Genomic DNA, 26,490 nt, shown 5'->3' with positions numbered 1-26,490 from the left:
ATTCCTCTCATTAAGTAGAGAGGCAACTTTCAGAGGGCTAGGTATGCAGACTTAGGTGCGCCACGAACTTTGACAAGCCAACGGCGGGTCAAAGATGCTGTACAAGAGATTAGGGAAGGCCCCTAGTAACCGATGACTTAGGCATAGGTTACAAACCACCTTAAGCTGCATGGGTAAAGAGCCCATGTGGTGAGCGTTAAGGAAAAGGTATAGCAAGACTATATCAGGTGAGAGTTAAGGAGACGAATGCAAATGAATCACTGATGACGTGTCGAAAGCATAGGGATGATGTCAAAACTGGGGGGTCTTAGTTAACCCAGGACAAATCTAAGGGAAACCTAATATTAACTGCTTAGATGGCATCCGGCATAAAGGTGACGTGAACTTAACTACAGGCTCTTATACGGAACGTGGGAACCTGTCGCCTTGATGAAAAGGGAGAAGTTCAAATGGAAGCCCCATAAGAACCAGAGTACCGATGCAAGGAACAGGGGCGGAATAGCCCGTAGTAGTGAGGAGACCTCTGTAATGGAGGTGGAGCGAAGGGGACTATATTGTTTAGCTTAAGATTAATCGAACAACTGGAAACAGGAGGAATCGATGAATACAGCAAAGTCGTATTGTATTTCTAAATCCATTGTATGGGAAGCATACAAGAGAGTAAAAGCTAACAAAGGAGCAGCAGGTGTTGACGAAGAGTCTATAGAAGAATTTGAAAAGAATCTTAAAGACAATCTGTATAAACTTTGGAATCGCCTATCGTCGGGGAGCTACTTTCCGCCTCCCGTAAAGATAGTTGCCATACCAAAAAGTGATGGAAAGCTGAGAAAGCTGGGAATACCCACAGTATCAGACAGAATCGCACAGATGGTCGTTAAGCTGTATCTAGAGCCAGAGATTGACCCACATTTTCATCCTGATTCTTATGGGTACAGACCTGGAAAATCAGCGTTAGAAGCCGTAGGAGTCGCTAGACAGAGATGTTGGCGCAACGACTATGTTATTGACCTTGATATCAAAGGATTTTTCGATAATTTAGACCACGAGCTCGTGATGAGAGCCGTAAGGAAACACACCGAAAGCCAATGGATTCTTCTGTATATAGAACGCTGGCTAAAAGCGCCAGAGCAAGATGCAGACGGGAAACTTATAAAAAGAGATAGAGGGACTCCACAAGGGGGTGTAATCAGCCCTTTACTAGCCAATCTATTTCTTCATTATGCCTTAGACGAATGGATGAGGAAATGCTATCCAGGTAATCCATTCGAGCGTTATGCTGATGATATAGTGGTTCACTGTCAAACGGAAGCGCAAGCCAACGAAATAAAGAAAGCTATTGCAGAACGCTTAGCTCAATGCAAACTGGAGTTGCATCCTGCAAAGACAAAAATCGTCTATTGCAAAGATGATGAACGAAGAAAAAGATACCTAAACGAGAAATTTGATTTTTTGGGATATACTTTTAGAGCCAGAAGATCAAAGAATCGGTATGGAAAGCTCTTCATCAACTTTAGTCCCGCAGTAAGCAATAAAGCAAAGAAAGCAATAACGAGTACGATGAGAAGTTGGAAAATGCATCTGCGCAGTGACAAGAAGATTGTAGATTTATCAAGAATGTTTAACCCCATGATAAGAGGTTGGATCAACTACTATGGTAAATATTACAAATCAGAACTCTATCAAATTTTCAATGTTGCAAACCGTACATTAGCAAGGTGGGCGGAAAGGAAATACAAGAAGTTAAGAGGCCACAGCAGAAGGGCAATGCATTGGTTGGGAGGGATCGCAAAACGAGAACCTCAGCTATTTGCTCACTGGAAAATGGGCGCCATACCTGCGACTAGACAATAGGAGCCGTATGAGCTGAGAGGCTCACGTACGGAACTGTGAGAGCGTGAGGGTGTGATCCCCTCGCGCTACTCGACTTTTTTTAAAGCGTATAAGTAAAATTTATTTATACTAAAAAGGGTGCATCGACTTATTTATTTAAGTCAGTTCAAAAAGTTTATCTACCTAGTAGGCAGATAAAATTTCTTAAACAATTTTTAATAGGCGTGAATCTTAAGTTTTCTTGTATTTATGTCAATTGGCTTAGCTTTGTAGTAACTTCCTCTAAGCTTTTCTTGGCTTGTGCCAATTGCTCTGTATGTTTTTGAATCAAGGGGGCAGGAGCTTTGGCTACAAAGTCATGATTAGCCAATTGTATATTAATTTTATCAATGGCCAAATTTAAGCGCTCTTTTTCTTTCAACAGGCGAGCTTTTTCCTGCTTCATGAGTTCTTCGGGTATAGGAATAATGATCTTAAGACTTTGATAGAAGGTAGAGGAGGAAAGTCCAAATTCTTTCTCTACATAGTGGAGCTGAAATTCGTTAATTTTTATCAATGCTTTAATAATGCTTGTATTTTCTTTAATTAAAGGAAGAAGTTTATCGTCTTCTTTTCCTACGATGTGCACATTGGTAACTGTATTAAGAGGTAGCTTCATTTCACCTCGCAAGTTACGAATGAGGTAAACAACATTTTCAATAATATTAAAAGCATGATCGATTTCAGCATGGCAATCTAGCTTATTAGTCACTTGGGGATAGGGGGCAACAATACAGGCTGGACTCTGCAATGCCTCTATAGCTTCTTGCGTATAAAGATCCGCGTCTGTATGCCTTGGGCTAGTCCCTAGCAGACGCTTGAGTTGCTGAAAGAGTTCTTCACTGATAAAAGGTGCCATAGGATGGATAAGACGCATTGACTGGCAAAGTACAATAGCTAACAGCTTTTGTTTGTTTTTTCGGTCTTCGCTTGTTCCTTGTTTACCAAAAAGTATGGGTTTGGCGATCTCAAGATAATAAGAACAAAACTCTTTCCAGAAAAAATCGTAGGCTTCCATGGCAGCTTGATCAAATTGATAATGAGCTAATTTAGTATTAACCTTATCGACCACGCGATTAAGTACAGAAAGAATCCAGCGATCTTCTAGAGCAAGGATATTTTTATTAAGTCCTTGAGCGAATTCTTCGGGGCTTAAAGAATGCTCTCCCTGAAGATTCATAAAAATAAAGCGGGCCCCATTCCAAATTTTGTTAGCAAAATTACGAAATTCTTCAAAACGTCGTCGATCTAAATCGATCTCGCGCGCTTGATTAGCACTAGCACATAAAGCCATGCGCATCGCATCCGTGCCATACTCATCGATGATTTCTAAAGGATCAATGACGTTGCCTTTAGTTTTGGACATTTTTTCCCAATTTGATTGGACATCGGGAGGGGTCGGCTTACCTAGATCATACTCTAAGCGTTCTTTATCGGTAAGATAGGAGATTCCTCCTTCTGCTGTCTTTCTCCAATAAGATTTGCCGTAAATCAAGCCATGCAGATAAATATCAGGAAAAGGAACTTGTTCCATCGCCTGCTCACCCATAAAAATCATACGGGCTACCCAGAAAAATAAAATATCATGACCAGTAATTAACACGGAATTAGGATAAAACTTTTTAAGTACAGCGTTCTGTTCTGGCCATCCTAAGGCTGCAAAGGGCCAAAGGCCTGATGAAAACCAGGTATCCAACACATCTTCTTCCTGCACCCAATCGCATGGATTTTTTTCAATTTCCGGAGGCAGCCCTTCTCCTTCATAGCAGATAATATTTTCAGGATTTTTACGATGATACCATACAGGGATGCGATGTCCCCACCATAGCTGTCGGCTAATGCACCAGTCACGTAAATTATCTATCCAATGGAGATAGGTGTTTTCCCAATTTTTAGGAATAAAATGGATGCGTTCTTCGGTCAAAGCAGCACGTAATTTTTTAGCGAAGCCCTCCATCTTGATAAACCATTGCTTAGACATGTAGGGCTGAATAATGGCTTTAGAACGGTAAGAAACTCCTACTCGGTGAAGATGAGGAACTACTTGCTTTAAAAGGCCTTGCTGTTGCATCTCCTCTATCACCGCTTGGCGTGCTTCTTCCATAGATAACCCTGCATACTTTCCGCCTTTTTCGTTAATTTTACCATCGGGTGTCATGATATTAATAAAAGGAAGATGATGGGATAAACCTATTTGATAGTCGATAGGATCGTGTGCAGGTGTAATTTTGACCACTCCCGTTCCAAAGTCAGGATCTACAAGATGATCGGCAATCAGAGGAATATGTTGTTGAGTTAAAGGGTGATAGACAGTTTTACCTATCCACTGTGCATAGCGTGGATCTTTAGGGGATACGGCAAGAGCTGTATCTCCCAACATAGTTTCTGGACGGGTAGTGGCAAAGCTTACAAAACCAGAAGCGTCGCTTAAAGGATACTGGAAAAACCATAGAAAAGATTGCTTTTCTTCATATTCTACCTCGTCATCCGCAAGAGCGGTTTGGGTCACAGGATCCCAATTTACCAGATAATCTCCGCGATAGATCAACCCCATCTCATAAAGTTTTTTAAACATCGTTTTGACTGCGCGGTTGTTTCCTTCATCGAGGGTAAAGCGCTGGCGTGCCCAATCACAAGAACAGCCCATTTTTTTTAGCTGGTTGATTATACGGCTTTCATTTTCTTCTTTCCATTTCCAAACATGTTGTAGAAATTCTTCTCGGGAAAAATCTTTACGTTTTTTACCAGTAGTTTTAATTAGATGGCGTTCTACCACTGTTTGAGTAGAAATACCTGCATGGTCAGTACCTGGAACCCACAGAGCTTCAAATCCAGACATGCGTTTCCAGCGAATAAGAACATCTTGTAAAGTATTAGTAAGTGCATGCCCCATATGAAGCTGACCAGTCACGTTAGGAGGAGGGATAACAATACAAAAAGGCTTTTTGGGAGAGTTGGGATTAGCACTAAAATACCCTTTACTTTCCCAAAAGCTAAACCACTTGGCATCAACATTTTTGGCCTCATAAGCTTTAGGTAGTTCGGTAGATTCAAAAGGGGATGGGCTCATCATAAACTCTCAATTTTATAGAAGAGCATGATTATAGCTAAGCCGCGATTTTTTAATAGATGCATTTTGTAAGATTTTTAAGGAAGCTAAGCTGTTTTTATTTTAATCTAAGCAACTAGGCAATGTAAGTGGTTAACAAACAATTGTTAAAATATTTAAAATTATTTTTCTATAAATAAGAGGGGAAATTAAAAGTGCCTTTCACAGGATGTGTTTAGCAAGCTGGGCACCCAAGGTTTAAAAATGGGCTATCGCAATAAAATTAGAAAATAATGAATTTCTTAGATAAACAAAATTTTAAGAAAAAAGGTGGGTAGATTAAGATAATTAACAGGGCTTAAACGATTAGGTTCGATAAAATTTTTTATGAGCGTTTGATTTTGAAATTATTTATGGGTATTAAATCAATAAACTATAAATTTATAGGGGTCCATTTCTGTAAGCTTGGTTAGCTTAATTGACGCCTATCTTCTTTTAAGAATAATTCTTGAAAGATGATGGTTTGCCTAGCTAGCTTAAAGATTCTTAGCGATAGATGAAAAAGAGACTAGCTCTAGACTTTAGCATAAACATATTGCTGGGCTTCAAGGCGAGAGTAATAAGCATGTTTTTCTTGATCGCCAATACAATGGAAAAAAAAGGCGGCTTGTGAATAGAGTTGACGCTTTTCCCACGCGAAAGCTTTATTCAACCAGGCAGGATTTTCATCGATTTTAAAAGTCATCATATGGCTAAATAGAGTCCACGAACGAGGAAAAGGAGCCTCTAATACCTCTGAAAAGTGTAGGTAGGCTCTTTCTTTGCCTTTAGTCATGTATAGCCATATGCCGTAGAATAGGTGGAGAGGATGCCACTCTTGATTGATAATTTCAAGAGGATATTGTTGCAGCAATTCACCCGCTTTTTCCCAATTTTTTTCAGCAAGATGAGCAAAAATCAAGGCACAATTAAGCCCAATAGAAGTTTCGGTATCTAAGGTAAAGGAATGCATTTTTTTTACGGCTTCGAAAATAAAAGGGTAGTTGTGTTTCTTAATGGCAAATCTGATAAGATGGGTTAAAGCTCGAAGCTCGCTTTTTTCAAGGGAGCGCTTAGGTAATAGTGTAAGTAGTTGATCCAAACATTTTTCGATAGGCTGCTGGTAAACTTTTATAGCAATTGTAAGAAGCTCTGTTTCATGTAAAAGCACTTGAGAAGAAGAAATTTTTTTATTTAACTCGTTCAACTTAACTTTGGCAAGGGCATAGCTGCCAAGCTCGATAAGAGCATAAATAGCGTTAGTGCATAAGGTTAAGGGAATAGGCTCAAGCTTAGTAAGATCATCTAGGATTTCACTTAAGGTATAAGGCTTGGCTGTCCAAAAGGCAAGATGGATAGCAAAGTCAAAATTTTTCAATTTTTCAGATTTAGCAATCTCCTTTTCATTTAACATAAAATGTAAGGGCTCCCAATGCCTTTGCAAGCTATGAAATAGCTTTCTAACATTGTTTTGCGAGATGATAGAAGGAAGGTAGCGTAGAACAAATAATATAAATTGATAGGTAGCTTTACGATTATGCCTGGAACTTTCAAGCATGCGATAAAGGATTTGTTCTTCAAGCACTGGAAGAAGAGGATGTTGAGGGTAGCGACGATACGCTAGCTCAAAACATTTGATTTCTTCATCGGGGTCATCTAACGCCTGATAAACGAGAGCTTTACCTAAATATTCTAGGGGGGCACCAGGAGTAGAATGCAATTTCCAGAATTCTTCTAAAGAGTCTTCATAAAGTTGCTGTTTTTTTTCTGCGCTATGATTGTTGCGAGCTTGCTCAAGAAGTGTTATCCCAGCTCTAAACATAGCTTCTCTGCCTTCAGCCGTTCCCGGAAAGGAGTAGCCGATACGTCGATATTCACTTAAAGCTGTGGTATAATCTTTATGAGCAAGAAACGCATCAGGAACTGCCAGGCAATTAACCCGGATATTAAGGCTTCCTACTGAAATACTAAGAGGTGAAATTTCATAATCAGCGTCGCTCGACAGCAGCCCCAGGTGAGTGCCCGCTAACGGTAAATGACTTATATATGAAAATTGATGAATGTTATTTAAATAAAAGTGAATATTTTGATCGATTTTTTCGATGCGAATATGGTACCACTCCTCTCCTTGCAAAAAAATATCAGGGTGATGCATCACCTCTACTGCCGAGCGCAGCAGCTTCGTGGAACGATGAGATTGAGAACCTAGCCATAAACAATAGCCATCATTTAGGTGCGCGCGCTCAGCAATTTCTGGAATACTAAGAAGAAAGCCAATGCCGTGGCATTTTTTTCCTAGTTTAACATGCGCTTCAATTTTAGTATTTTCTGCGAAAGAATCTTTAGAAATCATCAAGCTGACCCAATCAGAAATTTCCGTCCCGCGCGTAATGGCAGTATATTCAGCAATTAAAACATTTTCTTGAAATTCCCAGTCGTTTTTATTGCTTATTTGTAATTCTGTTATCTGAAACCATTCAGAACGGCCTTCGAGGTAGGTTTCTAGATCATGAATCACATCGTCAACCGTTGAATAACGTTGGTCTAAGGCTACAGCAAGACACTTTAAAGAAATTCTAGAGAGGATACGTGGTACATCACGATAAGGAGCTACTTCCAAAGGATCATACAGCTTTTCTTGAGCCATATTTTTTCTAAAGTCTTTTAAAGAACCTCTTTTGAAAGGATGCCTTAAGGTTAACATCTGGTATAAAATCACTCCCAGTGAATAAATATCTGTCTGAAAGGTGGCTGGCTGGCCTAAAGCCCTTTCGGGTGCCATATAAGCGATAGTTCCCACAACTTTTCCAAGGCGCGTAATATGATATAAAGAACCCTGTTTAAGATCTGGCGAAGGCTCTTGATAAATTTCCTCTTCTGCACTTTCTGCTCTTAAAAGATGAGCTAGCCCCCAATCAAGGATCACCGTTTCGCCATATTTTCCTACAATGACATTTTCAAGTTTAAGATCTCTATGAAGAATACCTTTGGAATGAGCATACGCCACTGCTTGGCATAGACTAAGAAAAATGCGCATCAAGGAGGGTATTGAACTAGTTTGTCCTGATTTTAGACCTAACTTATCTTGCTTCCTAGCATTCTTTAAAACTTGTTTTAGGGTTTCTCCTTCCACAAAAGGCATGGTGTAGTAAGCCTGGTTTTTCTCTGCATAAATAGAATAAATAGGAATAATAGCAGGATGAGTCAGCTGGCTTGTAATGTGCGCTTCTTTTAAAAAACGATGATGAACTTGAGGATGTTGAAGTAGATCTTCACGAATACGTTTAAGGGCTAGGCGGCGTCCACAGGAGGTATCATAAGCTAAAAAAACTTCTCCCATCCCTCCTTTGCCGATACTTTCGAGGATTTTGTAATTACCGATAGAAAATTGAACTTGCTTTTCTTCAGGCAGATGGCTGGAAACAAAAGAAGTGGCTGCTTCCGTTGCCATTGTATCGCCTTCCTCATGAGGCAGCTTATTAGGGGGCAGAGATTTAGCTTGAAGCTTTTTATGAAAGGGCGTTGAGCAGTAAGGGCAAAATTTTGGCCGACCTTTCTCTGAGGGATTTTCAAGAGAAAATTGATGATGACAATATGAACAGTAAAATTCCACAATATTTTTTAAAGCCTTACGTATAAGAAAAATTTATTTTTTTTAGATTTTTTAGAGTTGCTTAAAAGTCCCCTTGGCAAGAAGTAGCTTGCCTATGAACTTTCATCAGCCGTAGCCATAATCGTATAATGGATATAAGCTTCATCCACTAACCTATTTGCTAGATAAAGCTTAAGTAAAATGGAGCTTGCTGCTAAGTATTATTGATGCTAGGGCCTCTTGCTTCTAAATAGGCTTTTAAATAATTATTCGCTAGCTTCAAGAGCAAAAAGCCCCTACTCTTTTTTATTAAGCTTTTGCGGGCCTGCTGCCACCTACACCTTACCCTTTTTTGCTTCGTAATAGCCACGTGCCTATAGGTAATATAGCCAGCTTAAGTATTATGCCTTGAATGACATTCAAAGAAGTTTTGTTAATCTTCCTTGTGCTCGTTAGCCCTATCAGAGCGTTCATCTAGGATCTGCTCTTCTATGATTTCATCTGCATAAAAATATTCTCGGAATATTAGATAAGTGCCCCCGATAACAAATAAAATAGGAATGATGACAGACCAATTTATTTTGATAAAGGAGACTAGAAACAAGCCTAACAGGATAATAGTTGAAATAATTGTATCATAAACTCTTCCTGTTAAATACTGCCTTAATAGAACGGCTATCCATAGGACAAGGAGAATACCTGGCCACCAATCATGAGTGTATAATAAGATGCCAAGCCCTACAAGAAAAGCTCCATTTGAGATTGCATCTGCTTTCTTTTTGGTAACGAGAGGTTTTGCCATGCTGTCCTTAGTTGTTTATCTACTTTTATGTTAGGGCTAAATTTATTTCTCTAATCTAAGGGGAGAAATATTTTCTATCAATAAAAAATTAATGAATCACCTTTGCCAAAGAAAAAGATATTTTTTTATACTTTTTTTAAGCTTTTTTCCTTAAAACGTATGGTCGCTCCGTTTTTGGTTAAATATATGATTAACCATTCTTAATTAAAGCGCTTATTTACCTGTCGAAGGGGAAGAGAGCTTTACTATAGAGGCTTGGGAAGAATTTAAATGCCACACGACTTTGTCTCCTACAGTTACTCCCTTTTTTTTGAACCATTTTTTATTCATCTCTAAAATATAATAAGTTCCCGTAGGTAGAGCTTTACTTTTTTGCAAAAAGAATAAAAATATTTTATCATCTGCAGGATATTTCCACATCTCGCTTAATTTATTTACAGGTCTATGGGGATCCATCATTTCAGGATAAGATTTTAGCTCGGCTATCTCTAAGATGCTACCTTTGTCATCTAAGAAAGCTGCTGAAAGGTCTATTAAAGTATTGAACATCCAAAGATTCCCTTTAGGAAAGTAAAACAACATTCCTCGATTCTCTGGTAGATGGGAGCGTTGCATTAAGCCCCAGGCGCGCTCTTCCTCCGTAAAGGCTATCTCTAATTCGATAGGGATTGTTCCAGCCTTTAAAGGTAAAACTGTATGCATTAATAGCAAAAATAAGAGATAAGCTGAATGCATATTGAAATTAATTTTTAAAATAGTGAACAGCTAATTTGTAGTCTTAAATGAATAGGAAAGTCTAAGGCCCAGTGAGCAGAGAGTTAAGGGTAATTTTTTAAATTAAATTTTTTAAATATTTTCCGGTAATAGAGGTGGGGTTTTGAGCAATTTCTTCGGGGGTACCGATTGCAACAATTTCTCCTCCTCTTTCTCCTGCTTCTGGCCCTAAATCAACGATAAAGTCTCCATTTTTAATGACATCTATATTATGTTCAATGACAATCATCGTGTTGCCTTTATCTACTAACTTATGTAAAACTATCAATAATTTTTTAATGTCATCGCTATGTAGCCCTGTCGTAGGTTCATCTAATAGGTAAAGAGTCTTACCTGTAGAGCGTTTGGTAAGCTCACGACTCAACTTAAGACGTTGGGCCTCTCCACCCGATAAACTTACGGTTTCTTGGCCTAATTTCAAATAGCCTAAACCTACCGCAATTAATGTATCTAAAATCTTAGCAATGCGAGGATGACTTTCGAATACATGGCGTGCTTCGTTAATGGTTAAGCTTAGGTATTGGCCAAAATTTTTTCCTTTATAAGTAATTTCTAAGCTAACAGGATTTAAGCGTTGACCCTGACACTCTTCACACGCTACCCGTATAGGGGGTAAAAAATGCATTTCGATACGTTTATAGCCCATTCCCCAACAATGGGTGCACATACCCCTTCGATGATTATAGCTAAAGTGCTTACCTTGTAATCCTTTGGCCTTGGCAGCAGGAAGAGAGGAAAAGAAATCACGTAAGCGTGCCAGTAGGTCGACGTAAGTTCCTACATCTGAGCGCACGGTATGGCCTAAAGGGTTTTGATCAATAGTAATCACTTTATCAAAATTTTCAATTCCTTCCACTTTTGCTATATCGGCAGAAATTTCATAAGATTTATAAAGGCCTTTTTGGACTGCTGGTTGAATAACTTGGTGCATCAACGTAGATTTACCTGAACCGGAAACCCCTGTTAAAATGGTAAGAGCGCCTATAGGGATATCTAGATGGATAGATTTTAAATTGTTGACTTTAGCTTCCCTGATTTGTAGCATGCCATTTTTAAGAGAGCGCCTTTTTGCAAGCATGGGAATAGTGAGCTTGCCGGATAAATACTTACCTGTCAGTGAGCGTGGGTTTTTTATAATCTGTTTAAAAGTTCCTTGTGCCGTGACATGGCCGCCTAAGGTTCCTGCCTGAGGACCAAAATCGAGAATATAATCAGCTTTTGCGATCGTTAAAGGATCATGTTCGACCATTAGTAAAGTGTTACCAAGTTCCTTAAGTTGCTCGAGGGCTAGATTTAAGCGCTCATTATCTCTTGGATGTAAGCCGATCGTAGGCTCATCTAGAACATACAATACTCCTGTTAGTCCACTTCCTAATTGGCGCGCCAGGCGAATACGCTGTGCCTCGCCGCCACTTAAAGTGGGTGCACGCCGATCTAAGGCTATATAGCCTAGACCTACTGCCGCTAGAAAACGTAATCTATTGAGAAGTTGAAGGTGAACTTCTTCCAAAATTTTATTGTCTTGTTGGCTAATGACAAGTTTTTCAATGAAATTAAGAGAGTTATCCACAGGCATACTACATAATTTGCTAATAGATAGGCCTTGAATAGTCACATGGCGAGCTAAAGCGTTGAGTCTATCTCCTTGACAGGAAATGCATTTATGCTCTTCCAAAAGAGGTGTAATAAGTTCGCGTAGTGGAGATTGTGCACTGCGCCCAGCCTTGGCTAATACATGGTTGATTCCTGTCCAGCGAAATTTTAAGCCGTTTGTAGCTGTATACCACTTATCTTCAGGGGAGCCATTTAAAATCAGGTGGAGCTGTTTAGTAGGTAGCATAAAAAGAGGAGCGAGCAGATCAATACCCTCTGCTTCCAAAAATGCTTCTACCCAAGCAAAGGCAGCAGAGTTATAAAGATCCTGCCATAGATAATACATCAGGCCGGCAACCGATTGTTCCATCATCTCAGGCTTTTGTATTAAATTAGCGCCATATTGATATCCTAAACCCAAGCACTCCGGGCACATTCCTTCAGCATTGTTAAAAGCAAAGGTATGAGGGGTTATTTCTGGATAAGATTTTCCTGTGCTTTCTACAGCAAATGCTAAATTGAAAAAGACATTTTGCTGGTTTTCACGAAGAATAACAATTTTGCCACCGCTTATATGGGTAGCTGTCTCCACCGCTTCTGCTAGGCGGTTTTTAATCGTGGGATTGATCTTTAAGCGGTCGATAACTAATAATAACTCATTTTTGCGTTTACGATCGAAAGCTAAGCTAAGACCTTCTTGCTCTAGATCAAAAAATTCACCATTTAGGCGCACGCGTAGGAAACCTTGCCGTTGAAGACGAGAGATAACTTCTTCAAATCGTTCATTTTTTTTCCCTTCAATAGGAGCTAAAACTTGGATTTTTTCTCCTAAAGGATAGTTCATCACACGATCCACTACATGATCTTTGCTAATCGCTTTAATCACCTCACCTGTTTCTGGGCAGTGAGGCGTTCCCATGCGTGCATAAAGGATGCGCAGATAGTCATACAACTCAGTCATAGTGCCAATTGTGCTGCGAGGATTACCTGCGTGCGCTTTTTGCTCAATAGCAATCGCGGGTGAAAGCCCTCCTACATAACCTACCTTAGGCTTAGGCATCTGCTTAACAAATTGGCGTGCGTAAGGGGAAAGGGAATCGATATAACGTCTTTGCCCTTCGGCATAGATAGTGTCAAAGGCTAAAGAGGTTTTTCCTGACCCTGAAGGGCCTGTACATATAGTGATTTTTTCTCGAGGAATACTCAACGAAATGCTTTTAAGATTATTTTGCTCCGCATCAGTTACAGTAATTTCTTTGATAAAATGTTTTTGACGTTCTTTGTAATGGATAAGGTTATGCTTTGAGGCTTGCACAGCTTTGGTGATACGTTCTGCTATATCATGATGCAAGATCTCTTGGAGGGCACGACCTGTAGGGCTCTCTAAACGGGCGATTTGCTCAGGTGTGCCTGCAGCAAAGATTTTTCCTCCGTGAATTCCTCCTTCAGGGCCTATGTCAATAATCCAATCCGCCGTTTTGACAATATCCATATTATGTTCAATGACTAAAACAGTGTGGCCGCGGTCTACAAGTTCTTGCAGCACTGTCAGCAAATGCTTAATATCATGAAAATGAAGACCGGTCGTGGGCTCATCAAAAATATAGAAAGTGTGTCCTGAGGCAGGCCTAGCAAGCTCTTTAGCTAATTTGATACGTTGTGCTTCTCCACCTGATAAAGTCGTGGATGATTGGCCTAGCTTAATATATTCCATTCCCACTTTTTGAAGTGTTTCTAGTTTATGGTAAATAGAAGGAATATTAGCAAAAAATTCTAATGCTTCGAGGACCTCCATCTCTAGCACATCATAAATACTTTTACCCTTGTAGAGTACTGAAAGGGTTTCTTGATCAAAACGCCTTTTTTTACACAGCGGGCAATCAATCCAAGCATCTTCCATGAAATCCATATCAATTTTCACCATGCCCATGCCTCCACATTGAGGGCAAGAGCCTTCCTTGACATTAAAGCTGAATCTTCCCGGCTTATATCCACGAGCTTGGCTTTCAGGTAATTGAGTGAATAAATCGCGAATATCATCAAAAAGTTTGATATAGGTAGCAGGGTTAGAACGAGGGTTGCGCCCAATAGGCGATTGATCAATAGCAATGACTTTGTCAATTTTATCTATCCCTACGATTTCTTTATGGCCGCCTACAGGATATTCGCTTTCATGGAGTGCATTCGATAGGGCAGGATAGAGAATATCGGTGATGAGTGAAGATTTTCCAGAGCCGGAGACGCCCGTTACAGCAATGAAAACTCCTAAAGGTATTTTAGCATCTACATTCTTTAAATTGTGATGAGTAGCTCCTTTTATTAAGATATGTTCTTTCTTTATCTTGCGGCGCTTTTTAGGAATTGCAATGGCTAATCTTCCCGATAGATATTGTCCTGTAAGGGATTTTTCGCTCTCTAGCAAGCCTTTAACATCTCCTTTGTAGACAATTTCACCTCCTCGGGTACCTGGCCCAGGTCCAAAGTCTACAATATGATCAGCTTCCCAAATGGTTTCCTCGTCATGCTCCACCACGATAACGGTATTACCCATATCGCGTAGACGTTTAAGCGTAGCTATCAACTTTTTATTATCACGAGGATGCAAGCCGATCGAAGGTTCATCTAAAACATAAGTAATACCTACTAATCCGCAGCCAATTTGAGAGGCTAGACGTACGCGTTGAGCCTCTCCTCCAGAAAGAGTAGGCGCTGTCCTGTCCAAATTCAAATAATGTAAGCCCACTTCAATCAAAAATTGTAAACGCTCACGAATCTCCTTAATTAATTCAGCAGCTATTAGCTCATCCTGAGCAGACAGGGGAAGATTGCTAAAAAATTCGTAACACTCAGCAATAGTCATAGCTCCTAATTGGCTAATACGCTTGCCGTTGAGTAGGGTCGCAGCAGGATAGGGCTTTAAGCGTTCACCATTGCAAGCAGGACATCTTTGCGTATGCATAAGTTTAAGCATTTTGGTGCGATATGAATCGCTCTTGGCTTCAGCAAAGCGAGTATGCGCTTCATGCAAGACGCCTTTCCATTGAATATTATCTACCCACTTTGCCCCTGTAATAGGATGAACAAAATGCATTCGGGTCCACTTCTTTTCCACACCGTAAAGAAAAACTTTTTTAGCTTTTTCAGACAGTTTTTTCCAAGGAGTATGGACGTTAAAGCTATGCATATTCGCTAGATTGTTATAGATATTACCATAACGTACCGTTTGGTAAGAGCTTGCAATGCTACAACAATCTTGGGCGATACTAAGATTTGGATCCATGATTTGTTCTAAGTCAAATTCATTGACAATTCCTAATCCATTACAACTTGGACAAGCTCCGGAAGGGCTGTTAAAAGAAAAATCGTGTGGCTCTAAGGATGAATAAGAGAGCCCTGATTTAGGGGAATAAGCATGCGTAGAAAAAAGTTTTTCCTCGTCTGTTTGTACATCCAATATACTGCAGACTCCATTTCCTAAATCTAAGGCTGTAGTAATAGCCTCAGCAATTCGAGAATTGTTTTCCATGTTTATGGCAAGACGGTCAATGACTACGTCGACATCATGAGAAACGCTACCATCTAAGCCTGATTCATGCTGTAAAGTAACAATTTTCCCATCCACCCGTGCTTTTGTAAATCCTTTTCGCATGAGATCTTGAAAATCTTCTTTAAATTCAGCTTTTTTAGCTTTAGCATAAGGCGCTAAGACAATGAGCTTAGTGTTGGAAGGAAGGCTTTGGATAGATTTAATAATTCTTTCCCTGCTCTGAGGGGCTACAGGTTCTCCACTGACTGGGCAATGGGGGATACCCACGCGAGCATACAATACTCTTAGATAATCGTATATTTCTGTCATAGTCCCCACTGTTGAACGTGGGTTACGGCCTGCGGTTTTCTGTTCTATAGAGATAGTAGGAGAAATTCCCGAGGCATGCTCAAGGTCGGGTTTGGCCATTTCGCCTAATTGGCGTCTTGCAAAAGTAGAAAGGGATTCTACATAGCGTCTTTGTCCTTCCATATAGATGGTATCAAAGGCAAGAGAAGATTTTCCTGATCCAGAAACTCCGCTAAAAACTATCAATTCATTGGTATTAAGCTGTAAGTCCACAGCTTTAAGATTGTGAACTTTGACATTTTTTAAAATGATTTGCTTGTGATCCATACTAACTACCCCAAATTAACTAAAAATATTATACATTGAACAGGGATTTTGGGGTAGATTCGTTTAGGTCTATCCATTAGGCCAGCCTTTTAGCAAGCATCTTTATCTCAGATTTTTTTAGTAAAGCTTAGCGGCCGTTGGGCTGCAGACTGTAGCTATCGCCATGTAGGCACCCCTTCTAATTTAAACCTGTTTATTAATAACCCCATGTAAATATTCTTTTTTTAGCTAAAAAGTAACTTTAGCCAGAGGTTCAAGTAAAATTTTTGCTTGCGCATAGCCTATTTTTGCGTTATTTATTTGATAGGGTAAAATTGTTATAATAAGATTTAAAAAAATATTTAAATAATCTCTTAAACTGGGAAAAAACCTGTCATTACAAGATAAAATTTTTTTCAGTTTATTAATTTTTTAATAAGTATAAATTTAAAAGGCTTTTCTAGCTCATCTGCGCTTAAGTTGAGATATAAGATAAATAAGATTGAATCTCTTAGACTTGATATGGTAGCTTTCTTGATTGCCTGCATAGCGTCTTAAAAAAAAACAATCTTTTATTTAAAGCAAAGTTTTTGAGTTATTATTGTCAAATTTAGTGGGTAAGATATAATAACTTTTTCTAAGCACCAGGTGCTAAGGCAGGCATTCTATTTAAATGACTATTAACGTACACCCCTATCAGGTATCTTTCTATGCTGGTCACTAAGACAAAAATCATTTGTACCATTGGCCCTGCTGTAAATACGGTAGAAAAGATGATTCGATTAATGGAAGGCGGGATGAATGCCGCCCGTCTTAATTTCAGCCATGGGAGCTATGAGGACCATGAGATTGTTATTAACAATCTCAAAAAAGCTCGTGCTCAGAAAAAGATGCCTTTAGCTATTATCTTAGATACCAAGGGACCTGAAATTCGAATTGGTAAGATTACTGAGGGACAAATTGACCTCAGACATGGACAATTATTAAATTTATTTAGAAATCCTCTAGAAGGAAGCGAGCAAGGAGTCTGCGTCCATCCTTCCTATGTTTTAAATGATCTTAGCGTAGGCACTCGGATTCTTTTTGATGACGGTTACATCTCCTCCCATGTCATAGAATCTACAGCTGAAAAGGTGGTCGTTAAGATTGATAATGGAGGTGCCCTCAAATCAGGTAAAGGGGTGAATATCCCGAATGCCAGGTTGAATCTACCGACCATTACTGAAAAAGATATAGCAGATATTCATTTTGGCTGTAAGCATGATGTAGATGTCATAGCCGCATCTTTTGTACGTTCACCAGAACATGTACTTGCCATCAAAAGACTTTTAACTAAAGAAAAAAAGCCAGATATTCAGATATATGCAAAAATTGAAAATAAGGAAGGGGTTCAGAATTTTGATAGCATCGTTCAGATAGCGGATGGAATTATGATCGCCAGGGGTGACTTAGGGGTTGAAGTTCCTTTAAGTGAAGTTCCTAGGCTCCAAAAAATGATGATTAGAAAAAGCTATTTGGCAGGGAAACCGGTGGTCACAGCTACCCAGATGCTAGAATCTATGATCAACAACCCTCGTCCTACGCGTGCGGAAGCATCGGATGTGGCTAATGCAGTATATGATAGCACTTCTTCTGTAATGTTATCAGGGGAAACGGCGATAGGAAAATATCCTTTTGAAACTGTGCAAGTGATGAGAAGTATCGTTCAGGAGGCGGAGGCAGATTTTAATTATCGTGCCTTCTTTGATTTTCATTCAGGTTTGATTCATCATGATGTTCCTTCTGCGGTCACTTTGGCTACGGTAAAAACAGCTTACAGCTCGAGAGCAAAAGCTATATTTGCTTTTACAAGTGGAGGCTCAACAGCATGCCTTCTGTCTCGATTAAGACCTGAAATGCCTATTATAGCTATGACTTCTCATGAGAAATGCTATCATCAGATGGCTTTAAGCTGGGGTGTAAGGCCTTATTTAAGCTCTCAACCTACAAAAACAATTTCAGAGGCTTTTACTAAGATCAGTACCTTTGCTTTGAAAGAAAATTTAGTAAGCAATGGAGATCTGGTAGTCGTAACAGCGGGTTCTCCATTTGGCATTTCTGGGACTACCAATATGATGATGGTAGAGAGTATAGGAGACGTATTGGTGCGGGGACATCATGGGGTAGGCTCCCGCGTGCATGGGAATGTCACCCTGGTTTTATCTTCGGAATCTGCCAAAGATTATGCGGTAAGAGGTCAGCTTCTTGTGATGACTAAATGTGACCCTTCCTTCCTTTCTCTCATACAAGAATCAATAGGAATCATTTTACAAAATCATATTGACGATGTGGAATCAGAAAAGTCTGCTATCCATATTGCTCAATTGCTTGATAAGCCTGCCATTGTAAGAGCAGATGAAGCAAGTAGAATACTAAAAGAAGGCCAGCTAGTCACCTTAGATCCGGAAAAAGCGCTGGTTTACAAGGGAGTAATTTTTTAAACTTTAAAAGTAGCCCGGCCCTCGGCTAAATGTACCATAAAAAAAGCGCCTAGCTGCTTAGCGTGTCTAATTAGATAGATAGCTTATACATTTATCTAAAAACAACAAATATATCCTGCTAAAACCTATATTATACACTTTTGAGCTGCTCTTTATACAATCGCCTGCTATATAAAAGCCTCTTTTTAAATAGAGAGATAGCTTTCAGAGGGTTGGGTATGCAGGCTTAGTCTTTTTAAAGCATATCAAAATTTGTTTTCCTTTACTCCTACCTTCTTCACGACCCTATCTTCTAAACCGCTAAAAATTTAGTTTTTAGATGGAGGCGAGATTTCTTTACTTAAAAAAATTCCTTTAGAAATTTTTTTATTTTTGAATATGTTTATTAATTATGCCTGCTATTTTCATCATGTTTACCCCTTCTTGAGTTCCAAAAACCTTTGACAAAGACTCATCGGGAACAATTAAGCGCTTATCTTGAGGATCTTGTAGATGATGAGCTTTAATGTAGTCCCATAGCTTTTTAATCACTTCTCCTCTAGACATTTCAGAAGCTCCAATAATTGCAGCAAGCTCTTTAGAGACTTTAACTTCTGGCTGCTTACGGGTAGATTCTTTTTTAGTCGTTTTCTTTTTACTGCTCTCTTTTTTAACGGCTTTCTTTTTAGAGGAAGTTTTTTCTTCACTACCTTTGCGGGTCGCTTTAAGTTTTTTTATATAGGCGGTGCGGGGATGATGAGGATATTTAGACTCTAAGAGCTTTAAATCATTAACAATTACATCGCACTCAGGGTAGGTAGAGCAGCTGTAAAAAGTTTTTCCAAAACGCGATTTTCTTGCAGTTATCTGCCCTGGACACTCTAATGCAGGGCAAGCTGGCATGCCTTTTTGAGAAATAAGAGCCTCGCCTTTTTTGGGGATGTTTACAATACCTTTACATTCAGGATAGTTAGTACACCCTAGAAAAGCTCCGAATCGTCCATGGCGGACTTTCATGCTTTTGCCGCATTGAGGGCATGGTTGCTCCCAGTTAAAATCGGAAGCATACTCTTCTTTATTAAAAGAGAGCTCTTCAGATTGAGCCGTAAAATCACAATCAGGATAGCGGGAGCAGCCATAAAAATATTTAGATTTAAACCAGATTTTTTGAAGCTTGCCACCACATTTGGGACAGTCGATATCTGTTTGAACCTTCGGAATAAAAGCTTCTTTTTCAGCAATTTCGACAGTAGGTAAAAATTCCTTCCAAAAATCTTGTAGAAGCACTTTCCAGTCTTTGCGATCTTCGGCAATTAACTCCAGATCATCTTCCATCTGAGCTGTAAAGCCTATATTCATAATCTTTTGGAAGCTTGTTTCAAGCATTTGTGCTATCACAAAACCTAATTCCGTAGGTTTTAAGCGACCACTTTCTTTAATCGTATAGTCGCGGCTTTGAATCTTATTCATAATAGTAGCATAAGTTGAAGGACGCCCAATCCCTGACCTTTCTAATTCTTTAACCAAAGAAGCTTCTGTGTAACGGGGAGGAGGCCGCGTAAAGGCTTGCTCAGAAGTTAATTGGATAAGTTGTAAGCTTTGACCTTCCTGCAGGTTAGGTAACTGGCGGCTCTCTTCATCTTTGTCGTCATCATCTTTCTTTTCTTCATATACAGCTAGAAAACCAGAAAATTTGATGACCGACCCTGTAGCCCTTAAAATTATATCTTTTCCTACCTTTATGTCCGCTGAGACTGTATCGTAGATAGCTGGCATCATCTGGGAAGAAATAAAGCGTCTCCAGATTAATTGATATAATAAGAATTGCTCTCGGCTCAAATAAGGCTGAATTTTCTCTGGCGCATGGTTTAAGTTAGCAGGTCGGATGGCCTCATGAGCATCTTGGGCGCTTTTTTGGGTGGAGTATTGTTTAGCTTCAGCAGGAAGATAATCTTTACCATATTTTTCTAGGATATATTCCCGCGCAGAGCCAAGGGCTTCATTAGAAATACGTACAGAATCCGTACGCATATAGGTAATTAGGCCTTCTGCACCTTCATTTCCTAGGTCAATACCTTCGTAAAGGCCTTGAGCTATGTTCATAGTTTTGGCCGAAGAAAATCCATAATGACGGCTTGCTTCTTGCTGCAAGGTTGAGGTAATAAAGGGGGGGACAGGATAACGGCGTTTTTCCTTTCTTTCTACGTTAGCTACCTGATAAGGTTTATCTTTCATCCGTGCTAATATATCGTCTGCTGTAGCTTTATTATCGATGATTAAGTAATTTTTACCTTCTACTTCCTCTTTTTCAACTCTTCTACCATCTACAGAGTAAAGGTTGGCGCGAAACTGACGTTCTTCTAACTCATTTCTAAGGATAGCTCCAATATTCCAGTATTCAATGGGCTTAAAAGCTGCAATTTCTTTTTCTCGATCGACGACTAACTTTAACGCTACCGATTGCACGCGACCGGCCGATACAAAGCTATCTTTTCCTCGATGAATGCGTCGATTCAGAAGAGGGGAAATTTTATAGCCTACAATGCGGTCTAAAAGGCGTCTGGCTTGCTGGGCATTGACTAGGGCTTCATCGATAGGTCGAGGCTGGCTAAGTGCCTTAACTACAGCATCTTTAGTAATTGAGTTGAAAGAGACACGTTTGATATTGGTTTGAGGTGGAAGGATTTGGCTAATATGCCAGGCAATGGCTTCTCCTTCCCTATCAGGGTCAGGAGATAGATAAACCGTATCGCAACCTTTAGCAGCCTTTTTTAGTCGTTGAATGACCTGGTCTTTATTAGGCATAATAATATAGGTAGGCTCAAAATTATGCTCAATATCGATACCGAATTCTTTTTCTGGTAAGTCACGTACATGTCCTAGCGAAGATTCGAAAATATAATGAGGTCCTAAAAATTTTTGGAGCGTTTTAATTTTCGCTGGTGACTCGACAATAATTAAAGATTTTGCCATTCTTGCCTCAAACAACCTTTTTATATATTTAACAAAGATACTTTTTACTGCTTTTTACTATTACAGCTTATTAAAAAGATAGACAATTTATAGTTATTGATTTTTTTTCTATCTGGCACGCCGAAGGAAAGCGTGTTTTTTATATTTTTTATAGTTTAAGTCCCACGATGCCCATCTTAAAAAAGTGGGGTCTTTCTCTTTTTAAAACCTCAAATAGTTACCCAGGTTTTTTATCCTTATCCTGGGCAGTACGGCCGCTAAATAGAAGATAGTCGCATAAATTTCTACATTTAGCCTTTTGCCAAACTATAATTTGCTATAGAATAGGTTATAATTTTCCCTATGAGCCGAACTCTTAAAAGGGCTGCAAATATATTCTTTAAAGCAGCTTCCCTTATTTCCCATGCTGTTTGCAAAGAAATTATTAATCCAGGGGCCTTGCGTTTCAAAAAGAGATTGAGCGCAGAGAATAACAAGGTTTTTTAACTCATTCAAGTTCTTTTTCTGCTTTCTTTTGCTTTAAAGCTGTTAAGATAAGCTTAGGTTCAACCGCCTCTATACTTTCTACACTACCGATTTTCTTCACTAAGATTAAATTTAGCTTTCCTTTCACTGTTTTTTTATCGTTATACATATAGCTAATCAAAGTTTCTTCTGACAGCTCTTCTGGTAATGAAAGGGGCAAGTTTAAGCTTTTGAGCAAATTATGCAAGCGAATAATGAGAGCTTGCTCAATAAAACCTAAAATTTTACTGGTATAAAAAGCGCAACTTAATCCTATAGAGACTGCATGGCCATGCGAAATTTGATAGTCCATAGCCGCTTCGATGGCATGTGCAAAGGTATGTCCCAGATTTAAAGTCGCCCGAATGCCATAATCTCTTTCATCTTTTTCTACGATAAAGGCTTTAATTTTGCAACATTCGACGATGAGAAGATGCATAAATTGAGAATCTTTAGCAAGAATGGCTGTTGTATTTTTTTCTAATCGCTCGAACAGCTGAGGACCTTGAATAATCCCATATTTAACTATTTCAGCTAAGCCAGCGCTAAACTCTTCTGCAGGAAGAGATTGAAGGTAAGAAGAAAAGATCCATACCTGGCGGGGAGGATGAATACTACCAATCAGATTTTTACTACCCTTAAAGTTTACCGCTGTTTTTCCTCCTATAGCCGCATCCACCATTCCCATTAAAGTAGTAGGGACATGGATGATATCTAAACCCCGCATATAGCAAGAGGCTACAAAGCCTGCTAAATCAGTAACCACGCCCCCTCCTAGGCTAATAATCAAAGCATGGCGATCTATTTCAAAGCGTTGCAGTTCTTGCCAGCAATAATTAGCAGTTTGCAGGCTTTTAGATCTTTCTCCTGGGGCTATAATAATTTTATTTATTTGACGGCAGGGAAATTGCTGGATAAGGAAAGGTCCGTAAAGGGGATAAACATTAGCATCCGAGATAATAACTAGCTGGGAATAATCTTTTTTAAGCTGCAGATCTGTAAAAAGAGGAACGGGATTAATAAGAATGGAAGAATCTTGCGAGGCAAGGTTAATCGAAGTCCATTGACTAAAGCTTAAGGGATCCATATCTCTTGATTTTCTCATGCATAATTTTAACGGATTAATTATCAATCTTTTTAAGTCTCTTGGTTAAAAGCCTGGTTTATAAATATGTAGCTAAAGCCTACAGAGCCAATAAAAGGATAAATTGCTTTATAGTCTTTTTTTAGCTAGAAAAAGCACTTTTTATTTTTGGTTGAAAGGTTGATCAAGTACTAGGAATTTATTTGGGTAGAAGGGATCTATTTTTGGTTTTTATATAGGGTTTACCGAGCTGCAGAAATTAAAAATAGGAAGGCATAAACCCATTTTAACCAAAAGTAATTTAGCCTATTAGGCTTAATAATTTTCTAATAACTTGCTTCCTAGTTTGGCATAGCCGATAAGCTAGGAGTTTGGCATACCAAAAAATTAAGACGGCTACTGAAAGGTAACCGTCATAGCATGGGGGTATTCTTTTCCCTATTCAGAAAGAAACAGTAAACATTCCTTTTACTTCCACGGCGGTCATTGCTAAGTCCGACGCTGCAGAAAGAGGTGGAGTGTTATTTATTATTGTATGTCGCTTATTAACGATTACGTTCAATGCAGGAAGAAAGCTCTCTTCCTCAGTTTGTTCGAGGATATCGTTAAAAGTAAATGAACTATTTTCAACACTCACCATTGTTTCTCCACCTGCCTTAATAGAGCGATTAAGAGGAAAACCTTTTCAATGATTGAAGGCTCGTTTGTGGTCTCAAAATTTTGATTGAGATTTCAAAGTCGGCGCTTTATATTTTTTGCTTTTTTTTGAGGTTATATTTTGTAAATCCAACCTTTTAGATAAAAAATCTCAAAAAATTTAAATTATGCAACCTATTGATTAATCTTTCCTATTCATTTTTTAACCTACCATTTTTCTTAAAATAAATAGGCATAATTTTTCATTTATAACTTCTTTATACTTCTCATTCTTAAAAAATCAGCTAGAACCTTTATAGTTCTGTACTCTTTTTCGTCTGGTTCTCTAGGGCTCTAGAGGGAATAAGATTTAGGAAATCCTCTAGAGTTCATGCCTATTTAAACTTATGCATGATATAATTTGTTATAGCAGCCTAAAAAAAATCTTAGCAAGTTTTATCCGCTATTTTGTTATCAACTTTTTTCTTGCCTCTATATAATCAGCCAATGAAGCTTTCCCTTCAGATAATAAATTGTTAAAGGATAAAAATAGTTGGCCTTTTAAATAAAAAGGAAGAGTGCCTTCATGGCTTTTTAGTGTTAGCTCTTCCCATTCTTTCCAGGTGGCAAGCTCATCTGTAAAAAGAGACAACTGTTGCTGCAGCATGGCTATTCTTAATAAGTTAAGAGCATACAAAAAAGTTCCATATTGCAGTTTTTCTGGGGTATCTTTGAAGGCTTGTGCCTGTTCTAACATCCGATTTCTTAGGTTAAGTGCTGCTTTTAAGCCTTCTTCATATTTTTCGTTAGCCAGTAAAAGGGTTGCCTGGGCATAGCTGGTATAGAAAGGATCATTCTCATAGGCTGTCCGTTTAATTGCTGAGGTTGCATACAGACTAGCTTCTTCATTTTTTCCTCTTAATAATAATGTTTCAGCAATTAATCCTTCATATTTGGGGTATAATTCGGGATGCGCTGCCATGATTGCATGAAGATTTTTTAGCGCTTCTACTTCTGCAGCAGGATCGCTAATGTCTTTAGAGGAGGTAAAAAGAGAAAATTCTTTCTCAGCGCGTACAAAATCAGCTTCAGAAACAGCATGATGTCGCCATATAAATTGGAAGAGAATAAAGACGAGAATGATAAGCCCCAAAAAAGAATAAAGAAGAATTTTTCCGTTATCAGAAGCCCATTGAGTAAAAGGATGCGCTAGGAGAGCATCTGACCAAGAGAGGGGCGTATCGGAGGAGAGGGATGGGCGGTTTAGGTTTTTTTTCATAGTTGAGGACTTTTTTGCTTGATTTTTGCGCTGTCTCGAACGAATATCATATAACATGTTTATTTATTGTAAAGTTAAAAGTAAAACGTATGAATGTTTCCCAGGAAAAACTTTCTTTGTTCGAAGAATTGCGGAATGTGCCGCTCGATCATATTAATATAAGTTCTTTTCAGCCTAGACGGCAGTTTGCTGAATCTGAGTTAAAAGAATTGGCCGAATCTATAAAAGCCGTGGGCTTAATTCATCCACCTATTGTTAGACCTTTGGAAAATTCTTTGCATTATGAGCTGGTGGCAGGAGAAAGGCGTTTGCGTGCTGCCAAGCTAGCAGGCTTACTTGAAATTCCTGTGCTTGTGCGATCGTCAAGTCATATACTTTCTGCCCAAGCTGCTTTAATCGAAAATATTCAGCGAGTGGATTTAAATCCTATCGAGATTTCTAAAGCCCTATCCAGCTTGATGGAAGAATTTAAATTTAGCCAAGAAAAGCTAGCCGCCTCGGTAGGAAAAAAACGTTCGACGATTGCTAATTATCTACGTTTATTGTCTTTACCTAATCTTATACAAGATAGCTTAAGTAAAAATCTAATTACCATGGGGCATGCTAAAGCTATCTTAGCGGTGGAAGGAGCCGAAAAGCAAGTTTATTTGCATGAACTGATTCTAAGGGAGAGTTTAAGTGTGCGTGAAGCTGAAAAAGCGGTGCAAAAACTTAAGCAAAAAATTAAGCAAAAAAAACTCTCTTATGAAACGCGTGATTTTTATTTAGAGCAGTTAGCAGAAAAACTGCAGTATAAATTAGGCACTAAAGTTTTTATCCGCGCAAGGGGGCGGCAGGGCCGTATTTCTATCGATTATTTTAACCTCGACGATCTTGAGCGTTTGTTAGAGGCTTTGGGAGTCAGGGAATAAAAATTACGCCACTTTTATTTGAAAATTGATCGCTCTTCTCTTACCTCATCCGTGGGATTTGTTTAATCATCGATAGAGCTTTTGTAGGTCATATTTGAGCTTTTACCTTAGAAGGTAGCTGATTTTTTTTAGTTTTTTATGGAAAGAAACGCTGAGAATAAACACGGAGAGCTTTAAAATATTAACTAAACAAGCTAGACTGCAGGCTGAGTAGATTAATCTCCTATCAAGGTGGTATAACACTTTCTCATAGGGTAAACATAGCTTTTTAAACTGAGTTTGTGAGTCTATCTGCTTAGCATACGCATTATCTAGAGGATAAAGCTTTTTAGAAAATTTGATTTTTAGATCCCTGGAATAAATTATTTTTCAAAAAATTATAAAATAAAATTAGTCCCTTATTCTCATGTCTTTATGGAAGCCTGTAGTAATGGGGAATGATTTTAGTTTTCTGGTTTTTATTGTTCTTAGAAGATATAGGCGCTCAGGGGGTGGATACCAAGCTTTAGATGCGATTCTGCCGGCATCCGCGAAGCCAAAAATGCTTACAAATAGCTATTTTTTTCTATTTGTTGCATGTTTTCCTTCATCCTCAGCGGCTTAAGCAAATATGCCTCCATGGCCGCTTGCTAAAGATATGTTAATAATCACTTAACTGTAGGCACCAGCAAGTATCTATCTATCTATCTATCTATCTATCTATCTATCTATCTATCTATCTATCTATCTATCTATCTATCTTCAGCTGTTTTTCTGTATCAAAGGTTCCCATGTAAGTGAGGTCT

General features: G+C 38.9%; 11 protein-coding genes. 3 read left to right on the top strand and 8 right to left on the bottom strand.

The features are described from left to right. Positions 1 to 600 precede the first annotated feature (600 nt). Positions 601 to 1,851 carry a group II intron reverse transcriptase/maturase gene (gene ltrA / locus TY21_RS06180; protein WP_174232785.1) on the top strand — a complete coding sequence of 417 codons (1,251 nt, stop codon included), beginning with the start codon at positions 601 to 603 and terminating at the stop codon, positions 1,849 to 1,851. Positions 1,852 to 2,077: 226 nt separating this feature from the next. Here the strand turns inward: ltrA and TY21_RS06175 are convergent, their stop codons facing one another. The 5 genes from TY21_RS06175 to uvrA form a co-directional block, all read right to left on the bottom strand. Continuing rightward, positions 2,078 to 4,939: a valine--tRNA ligase gene (locus TY21_RS06175; RefSeq protein ID WP_042242198.1), complete on the bottom strand. Its 2,862-nt coding sequence runs from the start codon at positions 4,937 to 4,939 to the stop codon at positions 2,078 to 2,080. Positions 4,940 to 5,492: 553 nt separating this feature from the next. Then, on the bottom strand, positions 5,493 to 8,408 hold the full coding sequence (gene pknD, locus TY21_RS06170; protein WP_042242248.1) for a serine/threonine-protein kinase PknD: 2,916 nt from the start codon (positions 8,406 to 8,408) through the stop codon (positions 5,493 to 5,495). 574 nt (positions 8,409 to 8,982) lie between these two features. Continuing rightward, entirely contained in the window at positions 8,983 to 9,351 is a 369-nt protein-coding gene (locus TY21_RS06165; protein ID WP_042242201.1) for a hypothetical protein, read from the bottom strand. A gap of 213 nt (positions 9,352 to 9,564) precedes the next feature. Then, positions 9,565 to 10,086, bottom strand: coding sequence for a DUF192 domain-containing protein (locus tag TY21_RS06160; RefSeq protein ID WP_042242204.1), 522 nt, complete (start codon positions 10,084 to 10,086; stop codon positions 9,565 to 9,567). A gap of 97 nt (positions 10,087 to 10,183) precedes the next feature. Beyond that, positions 10,184 to 15,880, bottom strand: a complete 5,697-nt coding sequence (uvrA, locus tag TY21_RS06155; protein WP_042242207.1) for an excinuclease ABC subunit UvrA — start codon at positions 15,878 to 15,880, stop codon at positions 10,184 to 10,186. Between the two features lie 689 nt (positions 15,881 to 16,569). On the opposite strand from uvrA, the gene pyk reads away from it, so the two are divergent. Then, positions 16,570 to 18,339 carry a pyruvate kinase gene (gene pyk, locus TY21_RS06150; protein ID WP_174232792.1) on the top strand — a complete coding sequence of 590 codons (1,770 nt, stop codon included), beginning with the start codon at positions 16,570 to 16,572 and terminating at the stop codon, positions 18,337 to 18,339. Between the two features lie 366 nt (positions 18,340 to 18,705). On the opposite strand, the gene topA is transcribed toward pyk, so the two are convergent. The 3 genes from topA to TY21_RS06135 all read right to left on the bottom strand — a co-directional run bounded on the left by topA (position 18,706) and on the right by TY21_RS06135 (position 24,794). Further along, entirely contained in the window at positions 18,706 to 21,291 is a 2,586-nt protein-coding gene (gene topA / locus TY21_RS06145) for a type I DNA topoisomerase (RefSeq protein WP_042242210.1), read from the bottom strand. A gap of 487 nt (positions 21,292 to 21,778) precedes the next feature. Beyond that, positions 21,779 to 22,882 carry a 3-dehydroquinate synthase gene (aroB, locus tag TY21_RS06140; RefSeq protein WP_052354577.1) on the bottom strand — a complete coding sequence of 368 codons (1,104 nt, stop codon included), beginning with the start codon at positions 22,880 to 22,882 and terminating at the stop codon, positions 21,779 to 21,781. A gap of 1,096 nt (positions 22,883 to 23,978) precedes the next feature. Continuing rightward, positions 23,979 to 24,794: a hypothetical protein gene (locus TY21_RS06135; RefSeq protein WP_042242213.1), complete on the bottom strand. Its 816-nt coding sequence runs from the start codon at positions 24,792 to 24,794 to the stop codon at positions 23,979 to 23,981. Between the two features lie 89 nt (positions 24,795 to 24,883). Between TY21_RS06135 and TY21_RS06130 the strand changes: the two genes are divergently transcribed. Then, the gene (locus tag TY21_RS06130) at positions 24,884 to 25,705 is read left to right on the top strand and encodes a ParB/RepB/Spo0J family partition protein (protein ID WP_042242217.1); all 822 of its coding nucleotides are present in this window, start codon (positions 24,884 to 24,886) and stop codon (positions 25,703 to 25,705) included. Positions 25,706 to 26,490 lie beyond the last annotated feature (785 nt).

This window comes from Neochlamydia sp. S13, from assembly GCF_000648235.2.
Classification (GTDB): Bacteria; Chlamydiota; Chlamydiia; order Chlamydiales; family Parachlamydiaceae; genus Neochlamydia.
The sequence above is the reverse complement of the archived record's forward strand: the minus strand, read 5'-3'. Positions and strand labels throughout refer to the sequence as shown.

What these genes read in the sequence shown, in the direction of transcription:
- topA (WP_042242210.1), bottom strand. Translation starts at nt 21,291, where the DNA reads ATGGCAAAATCTTTAATTATTGTCGAGTCACCAGCGAAAATTAAAACG.
- pyk (WP_174232792.1), top strand. Translation starts at nt 16,570, where the DNA reads ATGCTGGTCACTAAGACAAAAATCATTTGTACCATTGGCCCTGCTGTA.
- ltrA (WP_174232785.1), top strand. Translation starts at nt 601, where the DNA reads ATGAATACAGCAAAGTCGTATTGTATTTCTAAATCCATTGTATGGGAA.
- TY21_RS06130 (WP_042242217.1), top strand. Translation starts at nt 24,884, where the DNA reads ATGAATGTTTCCCAGGAAAAACTTTCTTTGTTCGAAGAATTGCGGAAT.
- TY21_RS06175 (WP_042242198.1), bottom strand. Translation starts at nt 4,939, where the DNA reads ATGAGCCCATCCCCTTTTGAATCTACCGAACTACCTAAAGCTTATGAG.
- TY21_RS06165 (WP_042242201.1), bottom strand. Translation starts at nt 9,351, where the DNA reads ATGGCAAAACCTCTCGTTACCAAAAAGAAAGCAGATGCAATCTCAAAT.
- TY21_RS06135 (WP_042242213.1), bottom strand. Translation starts at nt 24,794, where the DNA reads ATGAAAAAAAACCTAAACCGCCCATCCCTCTCCTCCGATACGCCCCTC.
- pknD (WP_042242248.1), bottom strand. Translation starts at nt 8,408, where the DNA reads ATGGCAACGGAAGCAGCCACTTCTTTTGTTTCCAGCCATCTGCCTGAA.
- TY21_RS06160 (WP_042242204.1), bottom strand. Translation starts at nt 10,086, where the DNA reads ATGCATTCAGCTTATCTCTTATTTTTGCTATTAATGCATACAGTTTTA.
- uvrA (WP_042242207.1), bottom strand. Translation starts at nt 15,880, where the DNA reads ATGGATCACAAGCAAATCATTTTAAAAAATGTCAAAGTTCACAATCTT.
- aroB (WP_052354577.1), bottom strand. Translation starts at nt 22,882, where the DNA reads ATGGATCCCTTAAGCTTTAGTCAATGGACTTCGATTAACCTTGCCTCG.